This window comes from Pseudomonas sp. NPDC077408 (assembly GCF_050269105.1).
Taxonomy (GTDB): domain Bacteria; phylum Pseudomonadota; class Gammaproteobacteria; order Pseudomonadales; family Pseudomonadaceae; genus Stutzerimonas.
This window is the reverse complement of record NZ_JBNNHS010000003.1, coordinates 65485-86173: the sequence shown is the minus strand read 5'-3', so window position 1 is coordinate 86173 and position 20689 is coordinate 65485. Positions and strand designations below refer to the sequence as shown.

Sequence of the window (20689 nt, the reverse complement as noted above, 5' to 3'; positions counted from 1 at the left end):
GAACCGAAAAATGTCCTACATCGCTCCTTCGGAATTCGTCACCAAAATGGTCGACGCCGGTGAATCAAAGGTTTTCATGTCCACGCGGGACACGCTGATCCGTGCCTTCATGGCTGGCGCCATCCTGGCACTGGCTGCGGTGTTCGCCGTGACCATCACCGTGCAGACCGGATCGCCACTGGTGGGCGCAATGTTGTTCCCGGTCGGTTTCGTCATGCTTTACCTGATGGGGTTCGACCTGCTCACCGGCGTGTTCGTCCTCACGCCGCTGGCCTTGCTGGACAAGCGACCGGGCGTAACCGTCAACGGCGTGCTGCGCAACTGGGGGCTGGTGTTTCTGGGTAACTTCGGCGGAGCGCTCACCGTCGCCTTCATGATGGCCTTCGTCTTCACCATGGGCTTCTCCACCGATCCGGGCCCGGTGGGCGAAAAGATCTCGCACGTTGGTGAAGCGCGGACGCTGGGCTATGCCGAGTTCGGCGCCGCTGGCTGGTTCACCATCTTCCTGCGCGGCATGCTGTGCAACTGGATGGTCTCGATGGGCGTGGTCGGCGCGATGATTTCTACCTCGGTCAGCGGCAAGGTGATCGCCATGTGGATGCCGATCATGCTGTTCTTCTTCATGGGCTTCGAGCATTCGGTGGTGAACATGTTCCTGTTCCCCTCGGCGATGATCATGGGCGGCAACTTCTCGATCATGGATTACATGGTCTGGAACGAAATCCCCACGGCGCTGGGCAACCTGGTCGGCGGCCTGGCCTTCACCGGCCTGACGCTCTACACCACTCACGTACGGACCGCACCGAAGCGCGCGTTGGTGCGTTGAAGCGGCAATCGAGCGACTGCTAGCTTCGCCAGCAAGCTGGCTCCTACAAAAGCGAGCCTGCGGCGAGGCCAGTCTGGAACAGGTGCAGGTGCTGTAGGAGCGAGCTCGCTGGCGAATAGCTGGGCCGATACCATAGGGCAAGCACGACGCTGAAACAGCTTCGTCAGCAAGCTGGCTCCCACAAAAGGCAGCGGTGACCTAACTCGGGATCAGACATACGCATTGTAGGAGCGAGCTTGCTCGCGATCAGGTTGTCAGGCCGTTACGCAAGGATGGGTTGGGTTAGATGTCGAGCAAATGAGCAGTCAACTCAAGGTCTCGGTGGGCCAACACACCGACAAGGGCGCCAAGGAAACCAACCAGGATTTCCACGGCATCTACATTCCGAAAGAGCCACAACTGAGCAGCAAGGGCATCGCCATTGCCTTGGCGGATGGCATCAGCAGCAGCGCCGTCAGTCACATTGCCAGCGAGTCAGCCGTCAGCGGCTTTTTCGCTGACTACTACTGCACGTCCGACGCCTGGTCAGTGAAAACCTCGGCGCAACGGGTGCTGATGGCGACCAATTCCTGGCTGCATGCCCAGGGCCAGCAAAGCCCCTATCGCTTCGATCCGGATCGTGGCTACGTTTGCACCTTCAGCGCGATGGTCATCAAGTCGACCACGGCACACCTCTTTCATGCGGGCGACTCGCGTATCTACCGCGTCCAGGGCGCTGCGCTGGAGCAACTGACCAATGACCACCGCATGTGGGTCTCGGAAGACAAGAGTTACCTGAGCCGCGCATTGGGCATCCACCCGCAGCTGGACCTGGATTACCGCGCCGAACCTGTAGAAGTGGGCGACACCTTCATCCTGGCCACCGATGGCGTCTATGAGTACATCAGCGCGTCGTCGATGCTCGGCGCCATCGCCCACAACATGGATGATCTCGATGCAGCCGCTCGGGCGATCGTCGCGCAGGCACTGGAACAGGGCAGCGACGACAACCTCACCGTGCAGATTCTGCGTATCGACACGCTTCCCTTGCAGCAGCCAGACGAGCTGCTGCAGCAACTGACCGAACTGCCCTTCCCGCCCATTCTCGAAGCGCGCGCGGCATTCGACGGCTACACCATCGTGCGCGAGGTGCACGCCAGCAGCCGCAGCCATGTGTATCTCGCCACTGATGATGACACCCAAGCGCCGGTGATCATCAAGACGCCCTCGATGGAGCTGCAACGAGACGTGCAGTACCTGGAGCGGTTTCTCACGGAAGACTGGGTGGCGCGACGCATCAACAGCGCGCATGTAGCCAAGCCATGCTTGCAGACCCGCAAACGCAACTACCTGTACAGCGTCAGCGAATACATTGAAGGCCAAACGCTGGCGCAGTGGATGATCGACAATCCCCGCCCGGATCTGGAAACCGTGCGCGGCATCGTCGAGCAAATCGCCAAGGGCGTTCGCGCCTTCCACCGGCTGGAAATGCTGCATCAGGATCTGCGCCCGGCCAACATCATGATCGACGCCACCGGCACGGTGAAAATCATCGACTTCGGCTCCACTCGCGTTGCCGGCATTATGGAAGTGGCTTCGCCCATCGAGCGCAACGAGCTGTTGGGCACTGCCCAGTACACGGCGCCGGAATACTTTTTGGGTGAAGGTGGCAGCACCCGATCCGACCTGTTTTCGCTGGCGGTGATCACTTACCAGATGCTGACCGGTGCACTGCCCTACGGTACTCAAGTTGCCAGCTGCCGCACCCGTGCGGCGCAGAACAAGCTGCGCTATCAACCGATCCGCGAACGCGATCGCGGCGTACCGGCCTGGATCGATGACGTACTGCGCAAGGCGCTGCATCCGGACCCTTACAAACGCTATGAAGACCTGTCGGAGTTCGTCTTCGAGCTGCGCCAGCCGAACCAGGCTTTTCTGAACAAGGCGCGTCCGCCACTTCTGGAGCGCAACCCGGTGCTGTTCTGGAAAGGCGTGTCTCTGGTGTTGGCACTCACCGTGATCGTGCTGCTGGTTCGTTAAGCAACCGCCTCACTCGGAGCGATGTGGCGCGTACACGTTAAGCGCGGGATCGGTGACGCCGTCCTTCGACGGATCGAGAATCCAGCGCAGCTGGGTCACCAGCTCCTCGCAATTCTCGCCACGCTGTTGCCAATCCTGAAAGGCGATACGCGCCGCCGCCAGCGATGATTCGGCGACCTGCTCGGCCTCGGTCGTGGCATCAGCGGGCTGCCAGTGATCGAAGACCGATTTGAGCGCATGTTGTGCCTCTTCGGCGCCCAGCTCGCCGTCGGCCCAGCGTGACGTGATGTCCTGAGCTTTTTGCAGCGCGGTCACCGAGGGGTTGGACGATTCCATTTTCGGGTTACCTCTAGCCAATGCTTGTGTTGCTTGGAGTCCGGCCGCGTTTGCAAATTCGCCCCGCCGATCAGCCGACGCGCGATCCTGCAGCGTTGCCCACGGAAAAAACTCCCGAACAGCAGTGATTGTGCCGCCGGCGCCCAGCGCGTTGCATGCTCGGAAATCATCTCGCCCACCGTTGCCCTCACTCACGGCCTTGCATTGGTTGGTCCTCAGTCGACAGCGCTGAGATGCCGTCGATCTGCGCCATTGCATCGCGCGCACGCCCAGTGGTCATATCAGAACGAACACGTTTGCTCGGGCCCTAAGCATGCACCTGATCCAACTCTTTCTGCCGCTGTACGACAACGACCAGCAGCCATTACCGAAGTCGCTGTTTTCCGAGGTCCGGGACGGCCTCATTCATAAGTTTGGTGGCCTGACCGCCCACAGCCGCGCCCCTGTCGACGGGCTATGGCAAGAAGACGGCAGCCATGCCGTGCGCGACGATCTGGTTATTTATGAGGTGATAACGCCAGAGCTGGACCGTGCCTGGTGGACGGAATATCGCGCGTCACTGGAGACCCGCTTTCGCCAGGAACATATCTTGATCCGCGCCCAGCAGGTCGAACTGCTGTAAAGCGGCGCTCCTTCCTTTACTGACCCGCTCAGTGAGAAGCACGGCGGCCTGTCCGCAGCTGCCTTCGCAGCAGGAGGTCGGATCCGAGCCTCAATCCACACAACCCAGGCCCGCACAAAATCATGAACTTTTAATGAACCCTGACTGCTGCGCGCTGTCAGTCCAGTCTGCAGGACTACAGGGGTCATTGGCCCAACCCAGGGAGACAGCATCCTCCCGCTTACGATCGGCACATCCGGCGCCTACTGTTCGACTTGTCGAAACGCTCTGCTGGCGTACCTCGCCAGCCCGGAACTCCGCTTATGTCCGGCCCGTTCATCAGGGCCTCCATTTTTGCCAGCGCGAACACTATTCATGTCCCTATCACGTCATCTCGTTGCACTTTTATCCCGTATATCCTGGTCCGCTACTCAACGCCGCGCCTTTAGCGTCGGCCTGGTGGGTACGCTGCTGGCGGTCATCACGCCAGCCCACGCTCAAGAGTCAGGCAACGACCGCTGGGTCAGCGACACCTTGAGCACCTATGTTCGCAGCGGGCCCACCGACGGCTATCGCATCGTTGGCAGCCTCACCTCCGGTCAAAAGGTCGAGCTGCTGGACACCAGCGGAGACTACAGCCAGGTTCGCGGTGAGAACGGCGACCGCGTCTGGATCCGCAGCAGCGACCTGCAGGAAGTCCCTGGCCAGGCCGAGCGCCTGCCGCAACTCGAACAACAGGTTGCCGAGCTAAGCGAAGAACTGAAAACCATCGATGATTCCTGGAAGACGCGTGTGCAGGGCATGCAGGAGACGCTGGATTCGCGCAAGGAGTTGATCGATGAACTGGAGGCACGCCGCCTGGCCCTGGATGAAGCCCTCACCGCCACCGAATCGGAATTGCGTGACGCCCAGGCGCGGTTAGGCGACGAAAACAATCAGGTGTTGATGCGCTACATGGTCTACGGCGGCAGTATCGCCGGCGCAGGGCTGCTGGTAGGGCTGATCCTTCCAGCCATGACCCGTGGCCGAAAGCGCAACGATCGCTGGTTCTGAGCCTGAGTCCCGGGCAAATCAGGCCGGCTCAGTCAGCAACTGACGCCCCGTGGCGAAGACCGACTCTCCCGGCAGTGCATGCTTGATGCGCGCACAGATTTGGCCCGGCGTCATCGGCCGGTCGAGCAGGAAGCCTTGCAGGGTCTCGCAGCCCAGGCGGGTGAGGAACATCTGCTGATCGGCGGTCTCCACACCTTCGGCCACGACTTCAAGCCCCAGCGCCTTGGCCAGCGCGATGATCGCCGAGACGATCACCGAGTCCTCGTTGCCGACGCTCATTTCGCGGACAAAAGCCCGGTCGATCTTCAGCTCGCTGGCGGGCAGTCGCTTGAGGTAAAGCAGGCTCGAATAGCCGGTACCGAAGTCATCGATGGAGGCCTTTACACCCATATCGGTGAGCTTCTGCAGCGTCTCGATGGTGCTTTCCGGGCTGCGCATGGCAACGCTTTCAGTAATTTCGACTGTGAGCATTGCAGGCGGGATGCCGTGACGTCCGATGGCATCGACCACCACCTCAAGCAGATCCGGCTGTTCGAACTGCACGGCTGACAGATTGACCGCGACCGACCAGTGAGTCAGACCTTGACCATGCCACTCGCTCAGCTGCCGACAGGCCTCGTTTAGTACCCATTTGCCGATCGGCACGATCAGCCCGGTTTTTTCCGCCAGCGGCAGGAAAACGTCTGGCGAGAGCATGCCACGCTGCGAATGCTGCCAGCGCAGCAACGCCTCGAAGCCGCGTACCGGACCGGCAGGCGCCTCGAACTTGGGCTGGTAATGCAGCCGTAGCTCACCGCGCGCCACCGCCAGACGCAAATCATTGAGCAGTTGCAGATGCTCCACCGCGTTGGCGTTCATCGAGGCTTCAAAAAAGCTGTAGCCGTTCCGCCCTGCACTCTTGGTGTGATACATGGCCGCATCGGCGTGCAGCAGCAGATCCCGTTCGACCTCCCCGTCGCCCGGGAATACCGCGATACCGACGCTCATCGATACGCTGAGCTGGTGGCGCGACACCACGAAGGGCTCGGCAATGCTATGCACCAGCTTGGCGGCGACGGTCGCGGCATCGTCCGGGTTGGAAATACTCGTAAGTAGCACGAATTCGTCCCCACCGAGACGAGCCAGGGTGTCCTGCTCCCTTATGCAGCCGCGCAGACGATCAGTGACACCGACCAGCAGCTGATCGCCGAGGTGGTGGCCGTAGGCATCGTTCACTGCCTTGAAGCCGTCAAGGTCCATGAACATGACGGCAAAGCGGGTCTGTTCGCGCTGCGCCATTTTGAGCGCCTGGCTCAGGCGATCCTCCAATAGAAGACGGTTCGGTAGACGGGTTAGGTTGTCATGCAGCGCCAGCTGCATGAGCTCGCCATTGGCTTTCTCCAGCGAATTGGCCAGTACCGAGGTGCGCGCCTGCATGCGCGCGTCGAGCACCGAAACGATCAGCGTGATCGCCAGGACAGCGAGCGTCACGACGATGACCAGCAATGCCAGCCAGTTGGTATCCACCCCGTTCGCAGCGCCGCAGAAACTGCCCTCCGGAAAGCTTGCCGCCGCCATTCCCGTGTAATGCATGCCCGTGATCGCCAAGCCCATGACCAGCGCCGCGGCACCGCGCCAGATCCGTACATGCTGCAGGTTGGCGCGTAACCGAAAGGCCAGCCACAGCGCGGCGCCGGAAGCCATCACCGCTATTGCGACCGAAACGATCAGCCAGACGGGGTCGTATACGATCCCTGGCTGAATGCGCATGGCCGCCATGCCGCTGTAGTGCATCGCCGCGATGCCGGCGCCGATCAACAGCGAGCCATGTACCAGGTGGGTCCAGCGCAACTCATGCTGGCACACCAGCCACAGGGCCAGTGCCGACGCGACAATGGCGAGCACCAGCGAGCCGGCGGTAGTCAGCGGGTCGTAGCCCAGAGCAAACGGCAGGCTAAAAGCCAGCATGCCGATGAAATGCATGGACCAGATACCCAGTCCCATGGCAAACGTGCCGCCGATCCACCACAGCTGCGCCGCTCGGCCCGACGAAGTAGCCACCCTGCCGGCCATGTCGAGGGCGGTATAGGAAGCCAGAACCGCCACAACGAACGAGAAGAACACGAGGATGTTGTTGTAACTACCGACCAGCATGGGCCCGACTACCTTGAGCGAAGAGCGCGAATCTTGACGGAAAAGCCAATAAAGGCGAAGTGCCATCAGTCCGATGCCGTAAGACAACACCACCACGCGGTCGCATTTGACGCTGTTTCGACTCATGCCCTGTTTCTTTAAGCTGAGACAGATCAATCTCTGCCGAGCGGCGTGCTGATTGCTTTCCTGCCATCATGCGGTGTGAAGCGGTCGCCCACGGCTTGACCGGACCGTCGACTTGAGGCGAAATGCGAAATCTTCGTCATACACAGGTCCCTGCGCTTCTAGCTTGGCGGACAGCACCCTCCGAACCGAGCGGACAAAACTCATAGCTGCGGCCACCAAACAAACCGTGGACATTGCTCCGCTTTTCACCCAGCCCAATTCAACTACCGCACCGAAGGTGTGCAGCGCGCAACAGTAGTTTTGCGCAACCGGAACACCTGCGGACAATGTGGATCAAACTCGACTACTGCGGCACTCCCATAAGGAACAGCGCTAATGGCAGCATTACAACAACGCACATTCAACGTAATCGCCAAGAAAGAGCATGAGCTGCTCGACAGCTGGACCGGTGAACTCGAAGCCAGCGGCATGTACCGCAACGTCAAGATTGAAGAGCTACGCCAGCAGACAGGCGACTTCATTCGTTTGCTAGTAGCCGGTGCAGCTCAGGCCGATTCAACCGACCTCAGGGCCTCGAATTGGGAAGACATGCGCCAGTTTCTTGAGCAGCTGTCGCACAGCCGCGTGCTGTTGGGTTTCGATTCGCAGCAAACCGCCGGCTTCATCTTTTCGTTCAAACGCCCGCTAATGCCTGTATTGCAGGCCGAATATGCGGACGAGCCGGCGATGCTGGCCGAGCAACTTTGGGCGCTTTCCGAATTAATCGACCAACTTGGCCTGCACACGGTGCGCACCTTCCAGAAATCCCGAGAAGCCGTCATCAAGCGCCAGCAAGAAGAGCTGCTCGAGCTCTCCACGCCTGTGGTCAAGCTGTGGGACGGCGTCCTGGCGCTGCCGATGATCGGCACCCTTGACTCGCAACGCACCCAGGTGGTGATGGAGTCGCTGCTGCAGCGCATCGTCGATACCGGTTCGGAAATCGCCATCATCGACATCACAGGCGTGCCGACCGTCGACACTCTGGTGGCTCAGCATCTGCTGAAGACCGTCACTGCGATTCGGCTGATGGGCGCTGATGCAATCATCAGCGGTGTTCGTCCACAAATTGCCCAAACCATCGTGCACCTGGGCCTGGATCTGCAAGGCATCGTCACCAAGGCGACCCTCGCCGACGCCCTGGCGCTGGCGTTACGGCGGTCCGGGCTGACCGTCAGCAAGGCGGTGTAATGGAACGTATCCCGATACTCCGGATGGGCGATTTTCTTCTCGTCACCATTCAAGTCGACATGCACGACCAACTGGCCATGACCCTGCAGGATGACCTGGCCGAGCGCATCAGCAGCACATCTGCCAAGGCCGTTCTGATCGATATATCTGCGTTGGACATGGTCGATTCGTTCATCGGTCGCATGATCAGTTCGATCTCCGGCCTGTCCAGCATCATGGACGCTGAGACAGTGGTCGTCGGCATGCAGCCTGCCGTCGCGATTACGCTGGTCGAGCTGGGTCTGACATTGCAAGGCGTCAGTACGGCGCTCAACGTAGAACGAGGGATGCAGCTGCTGCACAAACGGATGGCCGACAAATGATCGCGCGCTCAAGCGGCAGCGTGGCAGTCCGCATCGAACAGGATGTGGTACTGGCACGGCAGGCTGTCCGCAAGCTCGCGCAGGACTGCGGTATGCGCTTGATCGACCAAACCAAGCTGGTCACCGCAGTCAGTGAGTTGGCCCGTAACACCGTCGTTTACGGTGGCGGCGGCGATATGGACTGGGAGGTCCTGGATGAAGCCCCACGAACTGGCATCCGGTTGACCTTCCGCGACGAGGGGCCGGGCATTGCTGATATCAAACTGGCGTTGACCGATGGCTGGACTTCCGGCGGCGGCCTCGGGCTCGGGCTGACCGGCGCCAAGCGCTTGGTGGACGACTTCGAGCTCGACAGTATGCCCGGTGTTGGCACCCGCATCAGCATCACCAAATGGTCATGAATATCAGCGGTTCCACCACTACCGCCCTGCTGGTCGAAGACGAAAGCCAAGTGGGGCATGCGCGTCGCGTAGCACAAGCGCTGGCCCAGCAATTGGATTTCGCCGATGGCGATGCTGGCCGGGTGGCGCTGGTTACCACCGAGCTGGCCACCAATCTACTCAAGCATGCGGGCCATGGCGTCTTGCATCTACGTGCGACTCCTGGGCAAACCGGGATTGGCATCGAACTGATCGCTGTAGACCGAGGACCGGGATTTGACCCCAGCGAGTGCATCGCCGATGGCTATTCCACTGGCGGCACGCAGGGCACTGGGCTCGGTGCGTTGATGCGCCAGTCTCAGGTATTCGACATTCACTCCGACAACCGAGGCTCGGTCGTACTGGCGCAACTGTACCCTCGCCATGTCTCGCCTCCACCGCTTCTTTTCGGCGTCAGTCAGCATTCACTGAACGACGACCCTTCCTGTGGCGACGTCTGGCATCTCGCGTTCGACGGCTCACGGATCAGCGCCCTCGTGATCGACGGAATTGGCCATGGCGAAGATGCCGAGCGGGCTGGCCTTGCTGGCGCCGCAGTCTTCGCAACAGCCCCTTTCATCGAGCCGGCCACCAGCCTGGTTGAAATGCACCAGGCAATGAACGGCACCCGTGGCGGTGCAGCAGCCGTTTCCTTGTATGACACCAGCGTCGGCAAGTTACGCTTTGCTGGTGTCGGCAACATCGGCGGTGCCTTGATAAACGCCGAGAAAAGCCGCGGCCTCGCGTCGCATCCCGGTATCGTCGGCTCGCAGTTCCGCAAGGCTGTTGCTTTCGATTATCCGGTCGACGGTCGACAACTGTTGATTATGTACAGTGACGGCTTGCAGTCGCGTTGGGACCTGCGCGACTACCCCGGCCTGGTGCACCGTCACCCGGCGATTATTGCAGCGCTGTTGCACCGCGACTTCTGCCGTGGTCGAGATGACGTGACCGTTATGGTGATCGCGCTGGAGGAAATCGGTGACTGACTCGAACACGAACGACCTCGTCGAACAGCTGCGCAGCGAGAACGATCTGCTACGCGCCGAACTCGAGGAAACCAACCAGGGCGTCCTCGCGCTCTATGCCGAACTCGATACCCAGGCCGGGCAGCTCAGACAGGCGTCGGACTTGAAAAGCCGCTTTCTGTCTTACATGAGCCACGAGTTCCGTACGCCTTTGGGTTCTATTCGCAGCATTACCCGTCTGCTCAGCGATGAGCTGGACGGCCCGCTCAGCCCGGAACAGCACAAGCAGGTGTCGTTCATCAATGGCGCTGCTGGCGAACTCAGCGACATGGTCGACGACCTGCTCGATCTCGCCAAGATCGAAGCTGGCCGCATCACCATATCGCCCGCCTGGTTCGACATGCTGGATCTGTTCGCCGCCTTGCGTGGGATGTTTCGCCCGATCGTCGATGCCAACGCGGTGGACCTGATTTTCGAGGAGCCGCGCGACATGCCGAGGCTTTACACGGATGATAAGAAGCTCGCCCAGATTCTTCGCAACTTCATCTCCAATGCGCTCAAGTTCACCCAGAATGGCGAGGTACGCATTTCCGCCTGTGCCGAGGGCGAAGGCGAGGTTCGCTTCGCCGTGACAGACACAGGCATTGGCATTCCGGAAGACTTGCACGGCAATCTGTTCGAAGACTTCGTGCAGATCGATACGCCGTTGCAGAAGCGTCTGCGCGGCACCGGCCTGGGACTGTCGCTGTGCAAGCGCTTCGCCGAACTGCTGGGTGGCCGCGTTGGCGTCGACAGCAAGCCGGGAGTGGGGTCGACGTTCTACGTAGTCATTCCCGTCTCGGTTTCCACGGAGCGCGCTGATGGAGCATAAGAGTCAACTGCTGGTCGTCGACGACAACGCGGCCACGCGCTACGCAATACGCCGGGTACTCGAGCGCCACGGTTATGCCGTGCTCGAAGCCGGAACGGGCACCGAAGGACTGGGCCTGATTGCCGCCGAAGCGATCGACGCGCTGATTCTCGATGTGAATCTGCCGGACATGAGCGGCTTCGACATCGTACGGCAGCTGAGAACTGATGACCGCACGCAGCTGTTGCCGGTCATTCACGTTTCAGCAGCCTCGATCCAGACCGGCGATATCATCACCGGCCTGGATGCGGGGGCCGACGCCTACCTCATTCACCCCGTCGATCCGGACGTGCTCCTGGCTACGCTGCGCACACTGTTGCGGGTGCGAGACACCGAGCATGCGCTGCGTGAAAGCGAGGCACGCTTTCGTGAAATCTTTTCCCAGGTAGCGGCGCCCATCGCGGTGATCGACCCGCAGCTGCAAATCCATGAAAGCAACCGTGCGCTGTCCCTGCTGTTGGGCAATCAGCCGGAACCCTCTGCGCTTACGGCAAGTCTTGCCGAGGGACAGGAAGCCACACTGCAGGCATTGCGGGCGAGCCTCGCGAGTGGCGCTCGCTGGCATGACACGTTGTTCATGCAGGTGGCTGGGGAGCGTCGCGAAACCAAATGGCAGGTTTCGCCATACCGGGCCTCTGAACTCGGGCTGGTCGTTATCGAAGACATTACCGAGCAGCGTCAACGCGAGCGTTCACAACGGCAGCAACTCGACAACGCCAACAACGAGCTTGCCCGGGAGGTCGCCGAGCGCGTCCGCACCGAAGGGCAGCTGATGCAGGCGCAGAAAATGGACGCGCTGGGCAAGCTGACCGGCGGCATTGCGCATGATTTCAATAATCTGCTGACCGGAATCATCACCGGCATCGAGCTGCTGAAGAAACGCTTGCACGAAGGCCGCACCGATGCCGTCCTGCGTTTTGCCGACACAGCGCTGAATTCGGCTCGCAGTGCCGCTTCGATGACTAACCGCCTGCTGGCCTTTGCGCGCCAGCAGCCGCTGGACGCTCGCCCGGCAGACCTGAATGACCAGATACGCTCGCTCGAAGAGCTTTTGCAACGGACCATCGGAGAGCAGATTGCGCTAGTACTCGAACTGAGCGATCAGCCCACGGTTGCCCAGGTTGATGCCAACCAGCTCGAAAGCGCGATTTTGAATCTGGTGATCAATGCACGGGATGCGCTGCCCCGTGGCGGCACCATTACCATCAGAACCGCTACCTTGCAGATCCAGGACGAGGCGGACCTGGCCGATGGCGACTATGTGGTGCTGACGGTCAAAGACAACGGCACCGGGATCCCACCAGAGATCCTCGGCAAAGTATTCGATCCGTTTTTCACCACCAAACCGCTCGGCCAAGGCACCGGTCTGGGGCTGTCGTCGATTTACGGTTTTGCTCGCCAATCAGGCGGCGAAGCCCGGCTGAGCAGCTTATTAGGCGAAGGTACCGAGGTGTCGCTAGTACTGCCCGCCGCCCTTGCTATGTGCATAGCGGCGGTCGCAGTGGGCGACCTGTCGCAGGGTAACGGCGAACACGTGTTGATCGTCGAGGACATGCCGGCCGTGCGCATGCTGGTCGCTGAAATGCTAGGCGAAGCCGGCTATCGCTGCAGTGAAGCCGGCGATGTGGCAACGGCACTGACGGTGCTGCAAAACGACCCTAGTGTCGATCTGCTCCTGACTGATGTCGGGTTGCCACAATTATCCGGCCGAGAGCTGGCCGACACGGCGCGCACTCACCGGCCAACTCTGCCGGTGCTGTTCATGACCGGCTACGCCGAAAACGCGGTTCGCCGTGATCGTTTTTTGGCTGAGGGCATGGATATGGTGGTCAAGCCTTTCCAGATCAGCGAGCTGCTCGGCAAAGTGCGGCAGCTGCTCGATCAGTCAGCAACTCTCGCTGCTGACTGATCGGGCAGAAGCACCAGCGGCGCTATTTCTGGTTCTTGCCAGCCTTGTCAGCCGCGATCAGGTCTCCCCAATCGCCGAACTCGTACCAGTCGTCGCCCATCATTTCAGCCGGATGCTGGGTCCTGCCGGCGCCATTGCCGCAGGCCAGGGAGTCGGCGGGGCAATAGCGATCGCAACCCCAGCAGATGCGCTCAGGATGCGGCGGGTTGAGTGGGAATTTCTTGGCCATGCAGGCCTCTGGATTCGCTTGAAGGAAGCCCTCAGGCTAAACAGACCTCCGCTGGCTGAACTTGACCAGGCTCAAGATCGGCCATTCCCGACCAGTTCGTAGCGGCTTGGCAGCGCGCCCAATCGCATCCGTTGGCCATCCGAGTTGCCCTTCTTCGCACCTCGCGAGCTGAACCCAGGCCCAATAGAGCCGCTCTACTTAGTCATCACCGCAATCAAGCGGCCATAACTGAGGGCCTGTTTTTGCCACAACTTCAGGCAATGGGATTGTCGATGAGCGTGGGCCTGCTATTGGTCTGCGCAGTCGTGATTGGCATCGTAGGTACCCGTCTGACACGGGTGGTTGATGAGCTCGCCGACCGCACCGGCATGGGTGAAGCGATGGCCGGTGCGATCCTGCTGGGAATGGCGACATCCCTGTCCGGAATCGTCCTGTCCGTTACAGCTGCCTGGCAGGGGCAGCCAGAATTGGCGATGAGCAACGCACTGGGTGGCATCGCGGTGCAAACGTTATTTCTGACGGTGGCCGACCTTGCCTTGCGGCGGGTCAACCTCGAGCACGCAGCTGCTTCCATCGGCCACCTCATGCAAGGCACGCTGGTGTTGTGTCTGCTGTCCCTGATCCTCGTCGGCAGTTTTTCACCAAACGTCACCGTGTGGGCGATCCACCCGGTTACTCCACTACTGCTGCTCGGCTACCTCTATGGCTTGCGCGTAATAGCAAAGGGCCAAAACGAAGCCATGTGGTTGCCAGCGCGAACCCGCGAGACCCGCGAGGACACCCCCGACGAACAGTCAACGAACCGCTCGCTGACTTCGCTCTGGGTTCGCTTCGTGATCATGGCTGCCATACTCGGTATCAGCGGCTGGCTGCTGGAAGCGTCGGCCAGCGAGATCGCATTGCATACCTGGCTCAGCGAAGCGGCAGTGGGCGTCCTATTGACCGCCGTGGTGACGTCCCTGCCAGAACTGGTCACCTCGGTCGCGGCTGTCAGGCGTGGCGCCCTGACGCTGGCCGTCGGCGGCATCATCGGTGGCAACGCGTTCGACACGCTGTTCGTCGCTGCCTCGGATATCGCCTATCGCGACGGTTCGATCTACCACCATATTTCCAGCAATGTTCTGCTCTGGGTGGCCCTGTCGATATTGATGACCGGCGTGTTACTCATGGGCCTGCTGCGCCGAGAGAGGCACGGGCTGGGCAAGATCGGCTTCGAAAGCGTCACCTTGATCGGCTTGTATTTCGCCGGCGTGGCCATGGTGCTCGGCAAAAGCCAGCTCGGCTGAGAGCGGTCAAAACAACCCGAGTTGTTCGTCGATCAACGCGCTGAAGCTGTCGTTGACGAATGGCAGAATGGCATCGGCGATGGGTTGCAGCTGGCGGCTGACGTAATGGTCATAGTCGATCGGTGCGCGTCGCACTTCCAGTGGTTCCGGGCCGGCCACAGTAATCAAGTAGCTGATCCAGCCGCCATTCTGGTACTGCCGCTGGCGACTCTGCTGCAGGTTGTATTCATCGGCGATACGGGCGGCGCGCACATGCGGCGGCACGTTGCGCTCGTAGTCATCCAGGCGCCGACGCAGGCGCTTGCGGAAGATCAGCAGCTCGTCCAGCTCGCCGGCCAGCGTCCGCTGGACGTAGCTGCGAACGTAGTCTCGGTAGGGCTCGCGGTTGAAGATCAGTCGATACAGCTCCTGTTGGAACTGCTGTGCCAGCGGCGACCAGTCGGTGCGCACCGTTTCCAGCCCTTTGAAGACCAGACCATCACTGCCGTCAGCGCGGGTGACCAGCCCGGCATAGCGCTTCTTGCTACCCTCCTCCGCGCCGCGAATGGTCGGCATCAGAAAGCGCTTGAAGTGGCTCTCGAACTGTAACTCCAAGGCGCTATGCATACCGAACTCGCGCTGCAGATGTTCGCGCCACCACTGGTTGATCTGCTGCACCAACCCCTTGCCGATGCGCGCCGCGTCCTCGTCGCTGTGGGCGCGCTTTAGCCAGACGAAGGTGGAATCGGTGTCGCCATAGATCACGCTGTAGCCCTCGGCTTCGATCAGCTCGCGGGTGCGCCGCATGATCTCGTGGCCACGCAGGGTAATCGACGAGGCCAGCCGTGGATCGAAGAATCGGCAGCCGCTGGAACCGAGCACGCCGTAGAAGGCGTTCATGATGATTTTCAGCGCCTGGGACAGCGGTTTGTTGCCGTCGCGCTTGGCCGATTCACGGCCCTCCCAGACGCGCTCGACGATGGCCGGCAGGCAATGCCGCGTACGCGAGAAGCGTGCACCACGGAAGCCCGGCACCGAGTCGCTGTCTTCCGGTTGGCGCATGCCTTCGACCAGCCCCACCGGATCGATGAGAAAGGTACGGATGATCGAGGGGTAGAGGCTCTTGTAGTCCAACACCAGTACCGATTCGTACAGGCCCGGCTGAGAATTCATGACGAAGCCGCCAGGGCTGGCCTCGGGCGGCCGCTCGCCGAGATTCGGCGCGACGAAGCCCTGGCGGTGCATCAGCGGGATGTAGAGGTGTTCGAAGGCTGCCACCGACCCGCCGCTACGGTCGGCTGGCAACCCGGTGACGGTGGCTCGTTCGAGCAGAAAAGTCAGCAGCTCGGTCTTGGCGAAGATGCGCGTGACCAGTTCGCAGTCCTTGAGGTTGTAGCGCGCCAAGGCCGGCTTGTCCTCGGCGAACATGCGGTTGATTTCGTCCATCCGCTGATACGGCGTGTCGATCGCCTTGCCCTCACCGAGCAGGGTCTGGGCGACATTTTCCAGGCTGAACGAGGGGAAGCTCCAAGTGGCCGAACGCAGGGCCTCGATGCCATCGATGATCAGCCGCCCCGCCGCCGCGGCGAAAAAGTGGTTGCCTCGGCTGCCGTGCTCGCGCCAGGCCATTTCTTCGCCGCCACGGCCCAAGCGTAGCGGTACCTGGTAGCGCTGAGCCTGATCACGCAGCACCCGCAGATCGAACTGCACCAGGTTCCAGCCGATGATTCCGTCTGGGTCATGCCGTGCCATCCAGCCGTTCAACCGTTCGATCAGCTGTTTGCGGCTGTCGCAATATTCCAGTTCGAAATCCACGCCGGAGCCATCGCCGTTGGCCGGGCCGAGCATGTAGACCTGCCGCTGGCCGCAGCCTTCCAACGCGATGGAATACAGCTCGCCGCGCATCGTGGTTTCGATATCCAGCGAGACGAGCCGGAGCTGCGGGCGATAGCCCGGTGCCGGTTTGATCTGCGCCTCCAGCAGCACACCGTCGGCATCCGGCTGGCCGGTAAAACTCACCGGTGCGGTGATGAAGCGCTCCATCAGGTAGCGCTCCGGCGGGCGGATGTCGCCCTCGTACACATCCAGTCCTGCACCGCGCAGGCGCTTCTCGAGATTCATCAACTGACGGTGCTGCTTGCAATACAGGCCGACCACCGGACGATGGCGGAAATCGATCAGGTTCAGCGGCCGCAGTTCGACGTCGCGCTCGCCTTTGAGCAGCAATTCGACCTTGCGCTGCTGCGTCGCCGGAATGAAGGCAACCGAAGGCTGGTACGGCACGCGCAAGCGACGTGGGCCGGTATCAGTCGCCAGCCAGAACTCCACTTCGGTGCCGGCCGCCGTATCTCGCCAATGCCGGGTCAGCACGAAGCCCTGCTGCAGATCCACCGTTCGCATACCTCACCCATTCGAAGCCGCCCATTCTACGTGGCATCAGCGCGTCAAGGGCGGCAGCGCGACGGGGCAACTTATAGGATGTCCTTTCTGGCTAGTGCTGTTCTTGGCCCTCCTCAATGGCGTTTTTATCGCCTTATCGCTTTGACAGGCTGCAAATCACTGTCGATACTCGACGAGGTTGTACGATGACTGACCTAATAATAACAATGGAATCACCATGCCTTACTCCAGTACGCCGCCCCCGGCCCGTCTCTCGCTGTCGCCCTGTTCTGTTCACAGCCCACCATTCGCGACCCCAAACGCCTTTCTGCTGGCAGTCGCGCCTGCATCCGCTCGACATCACGCCTCCCCTGATAAGCCTGAAGGACTCCGCCATGACAGAACGTAACAACGACTTCACCACCAACGGTGCACGGCGCGCTTTTCTGAAGTCTTCCTTGATGGTATCGGCCGGTGTCGCCTCCATGGGCAGCCTGGGCCTGTCCCGGCTCGCCGTCGCCGAACCCTTGACCCAGCGCTATCCAGACGAGCTGGTGGAGATTCTCGACGAGAGCTTCGCCAAGTACAGGCTGTTCAACGCCAGCGTCGAGAAGATCGCCAGCGGTATGCGCTGGGCTGAAGGTCCGGTCTGGGTGGGCGATGGCCGCTACCTGCTGGTCAGCGATATCCCGGAGAACCGCATCATGCGCTGGGATGAGATCACTGGCTCGTTCGATGTCTATCGCCAGCCCTCGAATCACTCCAACGGTTTGGCGCGTGACCTACAGGGCCGGCTGCTGACGTGCGAAGGCTCAACCACCACCGATATCGGTCGCCGTGTGACCCGCACCGAGCCCGACGGCAGCATCACGGTGCTGGCCGATCGGTTCGAGGGCAAACGCTTCAATTCGCCCAATGATCTGGCGGTGCGTCAGGACGGCTCGGTGTGGTTCACCGACCCACCCTTTCAGACCGGCAACTATTACGAAGGGCACAAGATCGAAACCGAGCTGCCAGACGCGGTCTATCGCATCGACGGTGCAAGCGGCGCCGTGACCCGAGTGATCGACTCGATTTCCGGTCCCAACGGGCTGTGCTTCTCACCCGACCAGAACACGCTCTATGTAGTCGAAGGGCGCGCTAAACCGAACCGGCTGATCTGGGCCTACCCGGTCAATGAGGATGGGACACTGGGCGAGCGCCGCAAGCACATCGAAGCATCGGCGTATGGCGCACTGGATGGTATCAAGTGCGACGAAGACGGCAATTTGTGGTGCGGTTGGGGTAGCTCCGGCGCCCCGGAAGCGGTGACCGCCGACCTCGACGGCGTGATGATTTTCAACCCGGAGGGCAAAGCCATCGGCAAGATCCGGCTGCCGGAACGCTGCGCCAATCTGTGCTTCGGGGGCGCCAAGGGCAACCGCCTGTTCATGGCCAGCAGCCATTCGCTGTATGCGCTCTACGTCAACACGCGCGACGCGAGCTTCGGCAAGTACGGCAGCTGAGCGGGCGCCGGTTCTTTCTACCGACTTAGCTTACGAAGGAGCGAGCGTGCATGCGAAGAGCTGCCCCACCAGGCTCAACGCATTCGCGAACACGCTCGCGCCTACAGGTTGGCGTGCGACCCGAACGTTCTACTCGCTCAGGCGACCGACGCATCCTCGCCCAAATGGATCACCCGCGCCGCGCGCAGCATGCACTTGGTCATTTCGGGCGGTGAAAACTTGGTCAGGATGTCATTGGCACCGGCAGCCTTGGCCTTGTCGGTGCTGATGGTGCTGTCCAGCGAGGTGTGCAGCAGCACATAAATAGAGGCGTAGTCTGGGTGCTTGCGCAGTGCCTGGGTGAAGGAATACCCGTCCATTTCAGGCATCTCGATATCCGAGACCACACAGTTGATCGCCTCGTAGCTGTCCTTGAGGCTGTCGAGTTTCTCGAAGGCTTCGCGTGCGCTGCGCACCGCATGGCACGTGATACCCATCTTGGTCAGCGCCGATACCGACATGTGAATGGCCACCTGGCTGTCATCGACGATCAGCGCGCGGGTTTCGGTCAGCAATTGCGCGTCTTGGTCGTCCAGATGAGAAATGTCGGCCTCTCCCGGAACCGGGGCGATGTTGTGAATGACCTTTTCCACGTCAAGGATCTGGATCAGTTCGCCATCCACTTCCGCCGTCCCGGTAATGAACGAGTTGGCGCGCGCGCCGTAAGGCGGCGGCAGGATTTTCGACGTCTGGATATGCACGATCTTGACCACCGCCTGGACGTGCAAGCCCTGTTTGGAACGGCTGATCTCGGTAACGATCAGGCAGCCGCCTTTGGGGTCTTGCAACGGCGCCATGCCGATTGCCAGGCTGAGGTCGATCACCGACAACGGCTGGCCCCGCAGCGTAGCGACGCCTCGGACATGGGGATGCGATTCGGGCAACCGAGTGAGCGACGGCGTCGGAATGATTTCGCTGACCTTCAACAGGTTGATCGCCATCTGCTTGCCGCTGCGCAGCGTGAACAGCAAAAGCGATAAGGCGTCGGTAGCGGATGCGTTGTTCATGAATGGTCCTGTGGAAAGCCGGTCTCGTGCCGAGATGTAACCTCGCTACAGCCTTGTCGGCAGCCGCGCGCAAATCTTCAGTGGAATCGGCGCACGCCCGACGAGTTGCAACCGCTCCCCTTGGCTCAACAGCGCTCGAAAACCGCCGCAATGCCCTGTCCACCGCCAATGCACATGGTCACCAGCGCGTAGCGCCCCTGAATGCGCTGCAGTTCGTGGATCGCCTTGACTGCAATGATTGCGCCGGTCGCGCCAACCGGATGACCGAGGGAGATACCGGAACCGTTGGGATTGACCCGCGTCGGGTCCATGCCCAGCTCTTGTATCACCGCACAGGCCTGAGCGGCGAAGGCTTCGTTGGCTTCGATCACGTCGATCTGCTCGAGGCTGATCCCGGTGCGCTCCAGCACCTTGCGCACGGCCGGCACCGGGCCGATGCCCATGTACGCCGGGTCCACGCCCGCATGGGCATACCCGACCAGCCGCGCCATGGGCTTGAGCCCCAGCGCCTGCGCACGCCCGGCCTCGGCCAGCACCAACGCCGCAGCTCCATCGTTGAGCCCGGAGGCGTTGCCCGCGGTCACGGTGCCGTTGTCCTTCTTGAACACCGGTTTCAGCGCCGCGAGGCGCTCGGCGGTCAGGTCACCACGGATATGTTCATCGGCCTCGAATTGCACGGTCCCCTTGCGGGTGGCAACGGCAACCGGGACGATTTGCTCACGGAAGCGGCCCTGTTCCACTGCGCGAACGGCCCGCTGTTGGCTTTCCAGTGCCAGCGCATCCTGCTGTTCACGGCTGATGCCATAGCGCTCGGCGACATTTTCCGCGGTCACGCCCATGTGGAACTTGCCCCAGGGGTCATGCAGCAGGGTATTCATGTAGTCGATCGCCTGGCTGTCACCGAGGCGCGCGCCCCAGCGCATGTTCGGCAGGATGAACGGACCGCGGCTCATGCTCTCTGCGCCGCCACCAATGGCTACGTCGGTATCGCCCAGCAGGATCGACTGCGCCGCCGAAATTACCGCCTGCAACCCCGAGCCGCACAGGCGGTTGACGTTGAAGGCCGGGGTTTCCAGCGGAATACCGGCATCCACCGCTGCCACGCGCGCCAGGTAACCATCGCGCGGTTCGGTGGGGATCACGTTGCCCATCACCACGTGGCCCACAGCGTCAGCGGGCGTACCGGAGCGTTCCAGCACGCCGCGGCAGGCCGTGGTGGCAAGGGCGATCAGGTCGACATCCTTCAGCGCACCGCCAAAGGAGCCGATCGGGGTGCGCACGGCACCGACAACGACGATTTCACGTTCAGCCATGGGGGCCTCTTCGAAGCAGGGAATCGGGCGCGCCGCCAGGAGCCGGCGCACGGAATCGCCCGA

General features: G+C 61.4%; 18 protein-coding genes. 12 read left to right on the top strand and 6 right to left on the bottom strand.

Annotation, left to right across the window (positions count from 1 at the left end):
* The first annotated feature begins 10 nt into the window (after positions 1-10).
* Together ACQKEK_RS09795 and ACQKEK_RS09790 are read left to right on the top strand one after the other, a co-directional pair.
* The gene (locus tag ACQKEK_RS09795; protein WP_128120846.1) at positions 11-826 is read left to right on the top strand and encodes a formate/nitrite transporter family protein; all 816 of its coding nucleotides are present in this window, start codon (positions 11-13) and stop codon (positions 824-826) included.
* Between the two features lie 297 nt (positions 827-1123).
* Positions 1124-2845 (top strand): bifunctional protein-serine/threonine kinase/phosphatase, encoded by a 1722-nt coding sequence (locus tag ACQKEK_RS09790; RefSeq protein WP_499142348.1) that lies wholly within the window; start codon positions 1124-1126, stop codon positions 2843-2845.
* Between the two features lie 9 nt (positions 2846-2854).
* On the opposite strand, the gene ACQKEK_RS09785 is transcribed toward ACQKEK_RS09790, so the two are convergent.
* Positions 2855-3181: a hypothetical protein gene (locus tag ACQKEK_RS09785; RefSeq protein ID WP_128120848.1), complete on the bottom strand. Its 327-nt coding sequence runs from the start codon at positions 3179-3181 to the stop codon at positions 2855-2857.
* 313 nt (positions 3182-3494) lie between these two features.
* Here ACQKEK_RS09785 and ACQKEK_RS09780 point away from each other — a divergent pair, with 313 nt between their 5' ends.
* Together ACQKEK_RS09780 and ACQKEK_RS09775 are read left to right on the top strand one after the other, a co-directional pair.
* Positions 3495-3803 (top strand): hypothetical protein, encoded by a 309-nt coding sequence (locus ACQKEK_RS09780; protein WP_446697649.1) that lies wholly within the window; start codon positions 3495-3497, stop codon positions 3801-3803.
* Between the two features lie 354 nt (positions 3804-4157).
* On the top strand, positions 4158-4835 hold the full coding sequence (locus ACQKEK_RS09775; RefSeq protein ID WP_128120850.1) for a TIGR04211 family SH3 domain-containing protein: 678 nt from the start codon (positions 4158-4160) through the stop codon (positions 4833-4835).
* Positions 4836-4853: 18 nt separating this feature from the next.
* On the opposite strand, the gene ACQKEK_RS09770 is transcribed toward ACQKEK_RS09775, so the two are convergent.
* Positions 4854-6968 (bottom strand): putative bifunctional diguanylate cyclase/phosphodiesterase, encoded by a 2115-nt coding sequence (locus ACQKEK_RS09770; RefSeq protein ID WP_499142922.1) that lies wholly within the window; start codon positions 6966-6968, stop codon positions 4854-4856.
* 501 nt (positions 6969-7469) lie between these two features.
* On the opposite strand from ACQKEK_RS09770, the gene ACQKEK_RS09765 reads away from it, so the two are divergent.
* Genes ACQKEK_RS09765 through ACQKEK_RS09740 form a run of 6 tightly spaced genes read left to right on the top strand, consistent with a single transcriptional unit; the run spans position 7470 to position 12889 of the window.
* On the top strand, positions 7470-8321 hold the full coding sequence (locus ACQKEK_RS09765; RefSeq protein WP_499142346.1) for an STAS domain-containing protein: 852 nt from the start codon (positions 7470-7472) through the stop codon (positions 8319-8321).
* Positions 8321-8683: an STAS domain-containing protein gene (locus ACQKEK_RS09760; RefSeq protein ID WP_128120852.1), complete on the top strand. Its 363-nt coding sequence runs from the start codon at positions 8321-8323 to the stop codon at positions 8681-8683. The genes ACQKEK_RS09765 and ACQKEK_RS09760 overlap by 1 nt, the downstream gene beginning before the upstream one ends.
* The gene (locus tag ACQKEK_RS09755; RefSeq protein ID WP_499142344.1) at positions 8680-9084 is read left to right on the top strand and encodes an anti-sigma regulatory factor; all 405 of its coding nucleotides are present in this window, start codon (positions 8680-8682) and stop codon (positions 9082-9084) included. The genes ACQKEK_RS09760 and ACQKEK_RS09755 overlap by 4 nt, the downstream gene beginning before the upstream one ends.
* On the top strand, positions 9081-10091 hold the full coding sequence (locus ACQKEK_RS09750; protein WP_446697647.1) for an ATP-binding protein: 1011 nt from the start codon (positions 9081-9083) through the stop codon (positions 10089-10091). Before ACQKEK_RS09755 ends, ACQKEK_RS09750 begins: the two co-directional genes overlap by 4 nt.
* On the top strand, positions 10084-10941 hold the full coding sequence (locus ACQKEK_RS09745; RefSeq protein WP_446697646.1) for a sensor histidine kinase: 858 nt from the start codon (positions 10084-10086) through the stop codon (positions 10939-10941). The genes ACQKEK_RS09750 and ACQKEK_RS09745 overlap by 8 nt, the downstream gene beginning before the upstream one ends.
* Positions 10931-12889 carry a PAS domain-containing hybrid sensor histidine kinase/response regulator gene (locus ACQKEK_RS09740; RefSeq protein ID WP_499142341.1) on the top strand — a complete coding sequence of 653 codons (1959 nt, stop codon included), beginning with the start codon at positions 10931-10933 and terminating at the stop codon, positions 12887-12889. The genes ACQKEK_RS09745 and ACQKEK_RS09740 overlap by 11 nt, the downstream gene beginning before the upstream one ends.
* Positions 12890-12911: 22 nt before the next feature.
* On the opposite strand, the gene ACQKEK_RS09735 is transcribed toward ACQKEK_RS09740, so the two are convergent.
* Positions 12912-13118 carry a DUF3079 domain-containing protein gene (locus ACQKEK_RS09735; protein ID WP_045426672.1) on the bottom strand — a complete coding sequence of 69 codons (207 nt, stop codon included), beginning with the start codon at positions 13116-13118 and terminating at the stop codon, positions 12912-12914.
* A 272-nt stretch (positions 13119-13390) separates the two neighbouring features.
* On the opposite strand from ACQKEK_RS09735, the gene ACQKEK_RS09730 reads away from it, so the two are divergent.
* Entirely contained in the window at positions 13391-14404 is a 1014-nt protein-coding gene (locus ACQKEK_RS09730) for a sodium:calcium antiporter (protein ID WP_499142340.1), read from the top strand.
* A 6-nt stretch (positions 14405-14410) separates the two neighbouring features.
* Here ACQKEK_RS09730 and ACQKEK_RS09725 read toward each other — a convergent pair whose 3' ends face one another.
* Entirely contained in the window at positions 14411-16774 is a 2364-nt protein-coding gene (locus ACQKEK_RS09725; protein WP_499142920.1) for a DNA polymerase II, read from the bottom strand.
* 383 nt (positions 16775-17157) lie between these two features.
* Between ACQKEK_RS09725 and ACQKEK_RS09720 the strand changes: the two genes are divergently transcribed.
* Positions 17158-18267, top strand: coding sequence for an SMP-30/gluconolactonase/LRE family protein (locus ACQKEK_RS09720; protein WP_499142339.1), 1110 nt, complete (start codon positions 17158-17160; stop codon positions 18265-18267).
* 137 nt (positions 18268-18404) lie between these two features.
* On the opposite strand, the gene ACQKEK_RS09715 is transcribed toward ACQKEK_RS09720, so the two are convergent.
* Both ACQKEK_RS09715 and ACQKEK_RS09710 read right to left on the bottom strand, forming a co-directional pair.
* Positions 18405-19313, bottom strand: a complete 909-nt coding sequence (locus ACQKEK_RS09715; protein ID WP_045426663.1) for a chemotaxis protein CheV — start codon at positions 19311-19313, stop codon at positions 18405-18407.
* 125 nt (positions 19314-19438) lie between these two features.
* The gene (locus tag ACQKEK_RS09710; protein WP_499142337.1) at positions 19439-20626 is read right to left on the bottom strand and encodes an acetyl-CoA C-acyltransferase family protein; all 1188 of its coding nucleotides are present in this window, start codon (positions 20624-20626) and stop codon (positions 19439-19441) included.
* Between the last annotated feature and the right edge of the window lie 63 nt (positions 20627-20689).

Coding starts and splice junctions, on each gene's coding strand:
- ACQKEK_RS09715 (WP_045426663.1), bottom strand. CDS start 19,313: ATGAACAACGCATCCGCTACCGACGCCTTATCGCTTTTGCTGTTCACG.
- ACQKEK_RS09770 (WP_499142922.1), bottom strand. CDS start 6,968: ATGCTGGTCGGTAGTTACAACAACATCCTCGTGTTCTTCTCGTTCGTT.
- ACQKEK_RS09735 (WP_045426672.1), bottom strand. CDS start 13,118: ATGGCCAAGAAATTCCCACTCAACCCGCCGCATCCTGAGCGCATCTGC.
- ACQKEK_RS09795 (WP_128120846.1), top strand. CDS start 11: ATGTCCTACATCGCTCCTTCGGAATTCGTCACCAAAATGGTCGACGCC.
- ACQKEK_RS09720 (WP_499142339.1), top strand. CDS start 17,158: ATGACAGAACGTAACAACGACTTCACCACCAACGGTGCACGGCGCGCT.
- ACQKEK_RS09785 (WP_128120848.1), bottom strand. CDS start 3,181: ATGGAATCGTCCAACCCCTCGGTGACCGCGCTGCAAAAAGCTCAGGAC.
- ACQKEK_RS09710 (WP_499142337.1), bottom strand. CDS start 20,626: ATGGCTGAACGTGAAATCGTCGTTGTCGGTGCCGTGCGCACCCCGATC.
- ACQKEK_RS09775 (WP_128120850.1), top strand. CDS start 4,158: ATGTCCCTATCACGTCATCTCGTTGCACTTTTATCCCGTATATCCTGG.
- ACQKEK_RS09760 (WP_128120852.1), top strand. CDS start 8,321: ATGGAACGTATCCCGATACTCCGGATGGGCGATTTTCTTCTCGTCACC.
- ACQKEK_RS09750 (WP_446697647.1), top strand. CDS start 9,081: ATGAATATCAGCGGTTCCACCACTACCGCCCTGCTGGTCGAAGACGAA.
- ACQKEK_RS09730 (WP_499142340.1), top strand. CDS start 13,391: ATGAGCGTGGGCCTGCTATTGGTCTGCGCAGTCGTGATTGGCATCGTA.
- ACQKEK_RS09765 (WP_499142346.1), top strand. CDS start 7,470: ATGGCAGCATTACAACAACGCACATTCAACGTAATCGCCAAGAAAGAG.
- ACQKEK_RS09755 (WP_499142344.1), top strand. CDS start 8,680: ATGATCGCGCGCTCAAGCGGCAGCGTGGCAGTCCGCATCGAACAGGAT.
- ACQKEK_RS09790 (WP_499142348.1), top strand. CDS start 1,124: ATGAGCAGTCAACTCAAGGTCTCGGTGGGCCAACACACCGACAAGGGC.
- ACQKEK_RS09740 (WP_499142341.1), top strand. CDS start 10,931: ATGGAGCATAAGAGTCAACTGCTGGTCGTCGACGACAACGCGGCCACG.
- ACQKEK_RS09780 (WP_446697649.1), top strand. CDS start 3,495: ATGCACCTGATCCAACTCTTTCTGCCGCTGTACGACAACGACCAGCAG.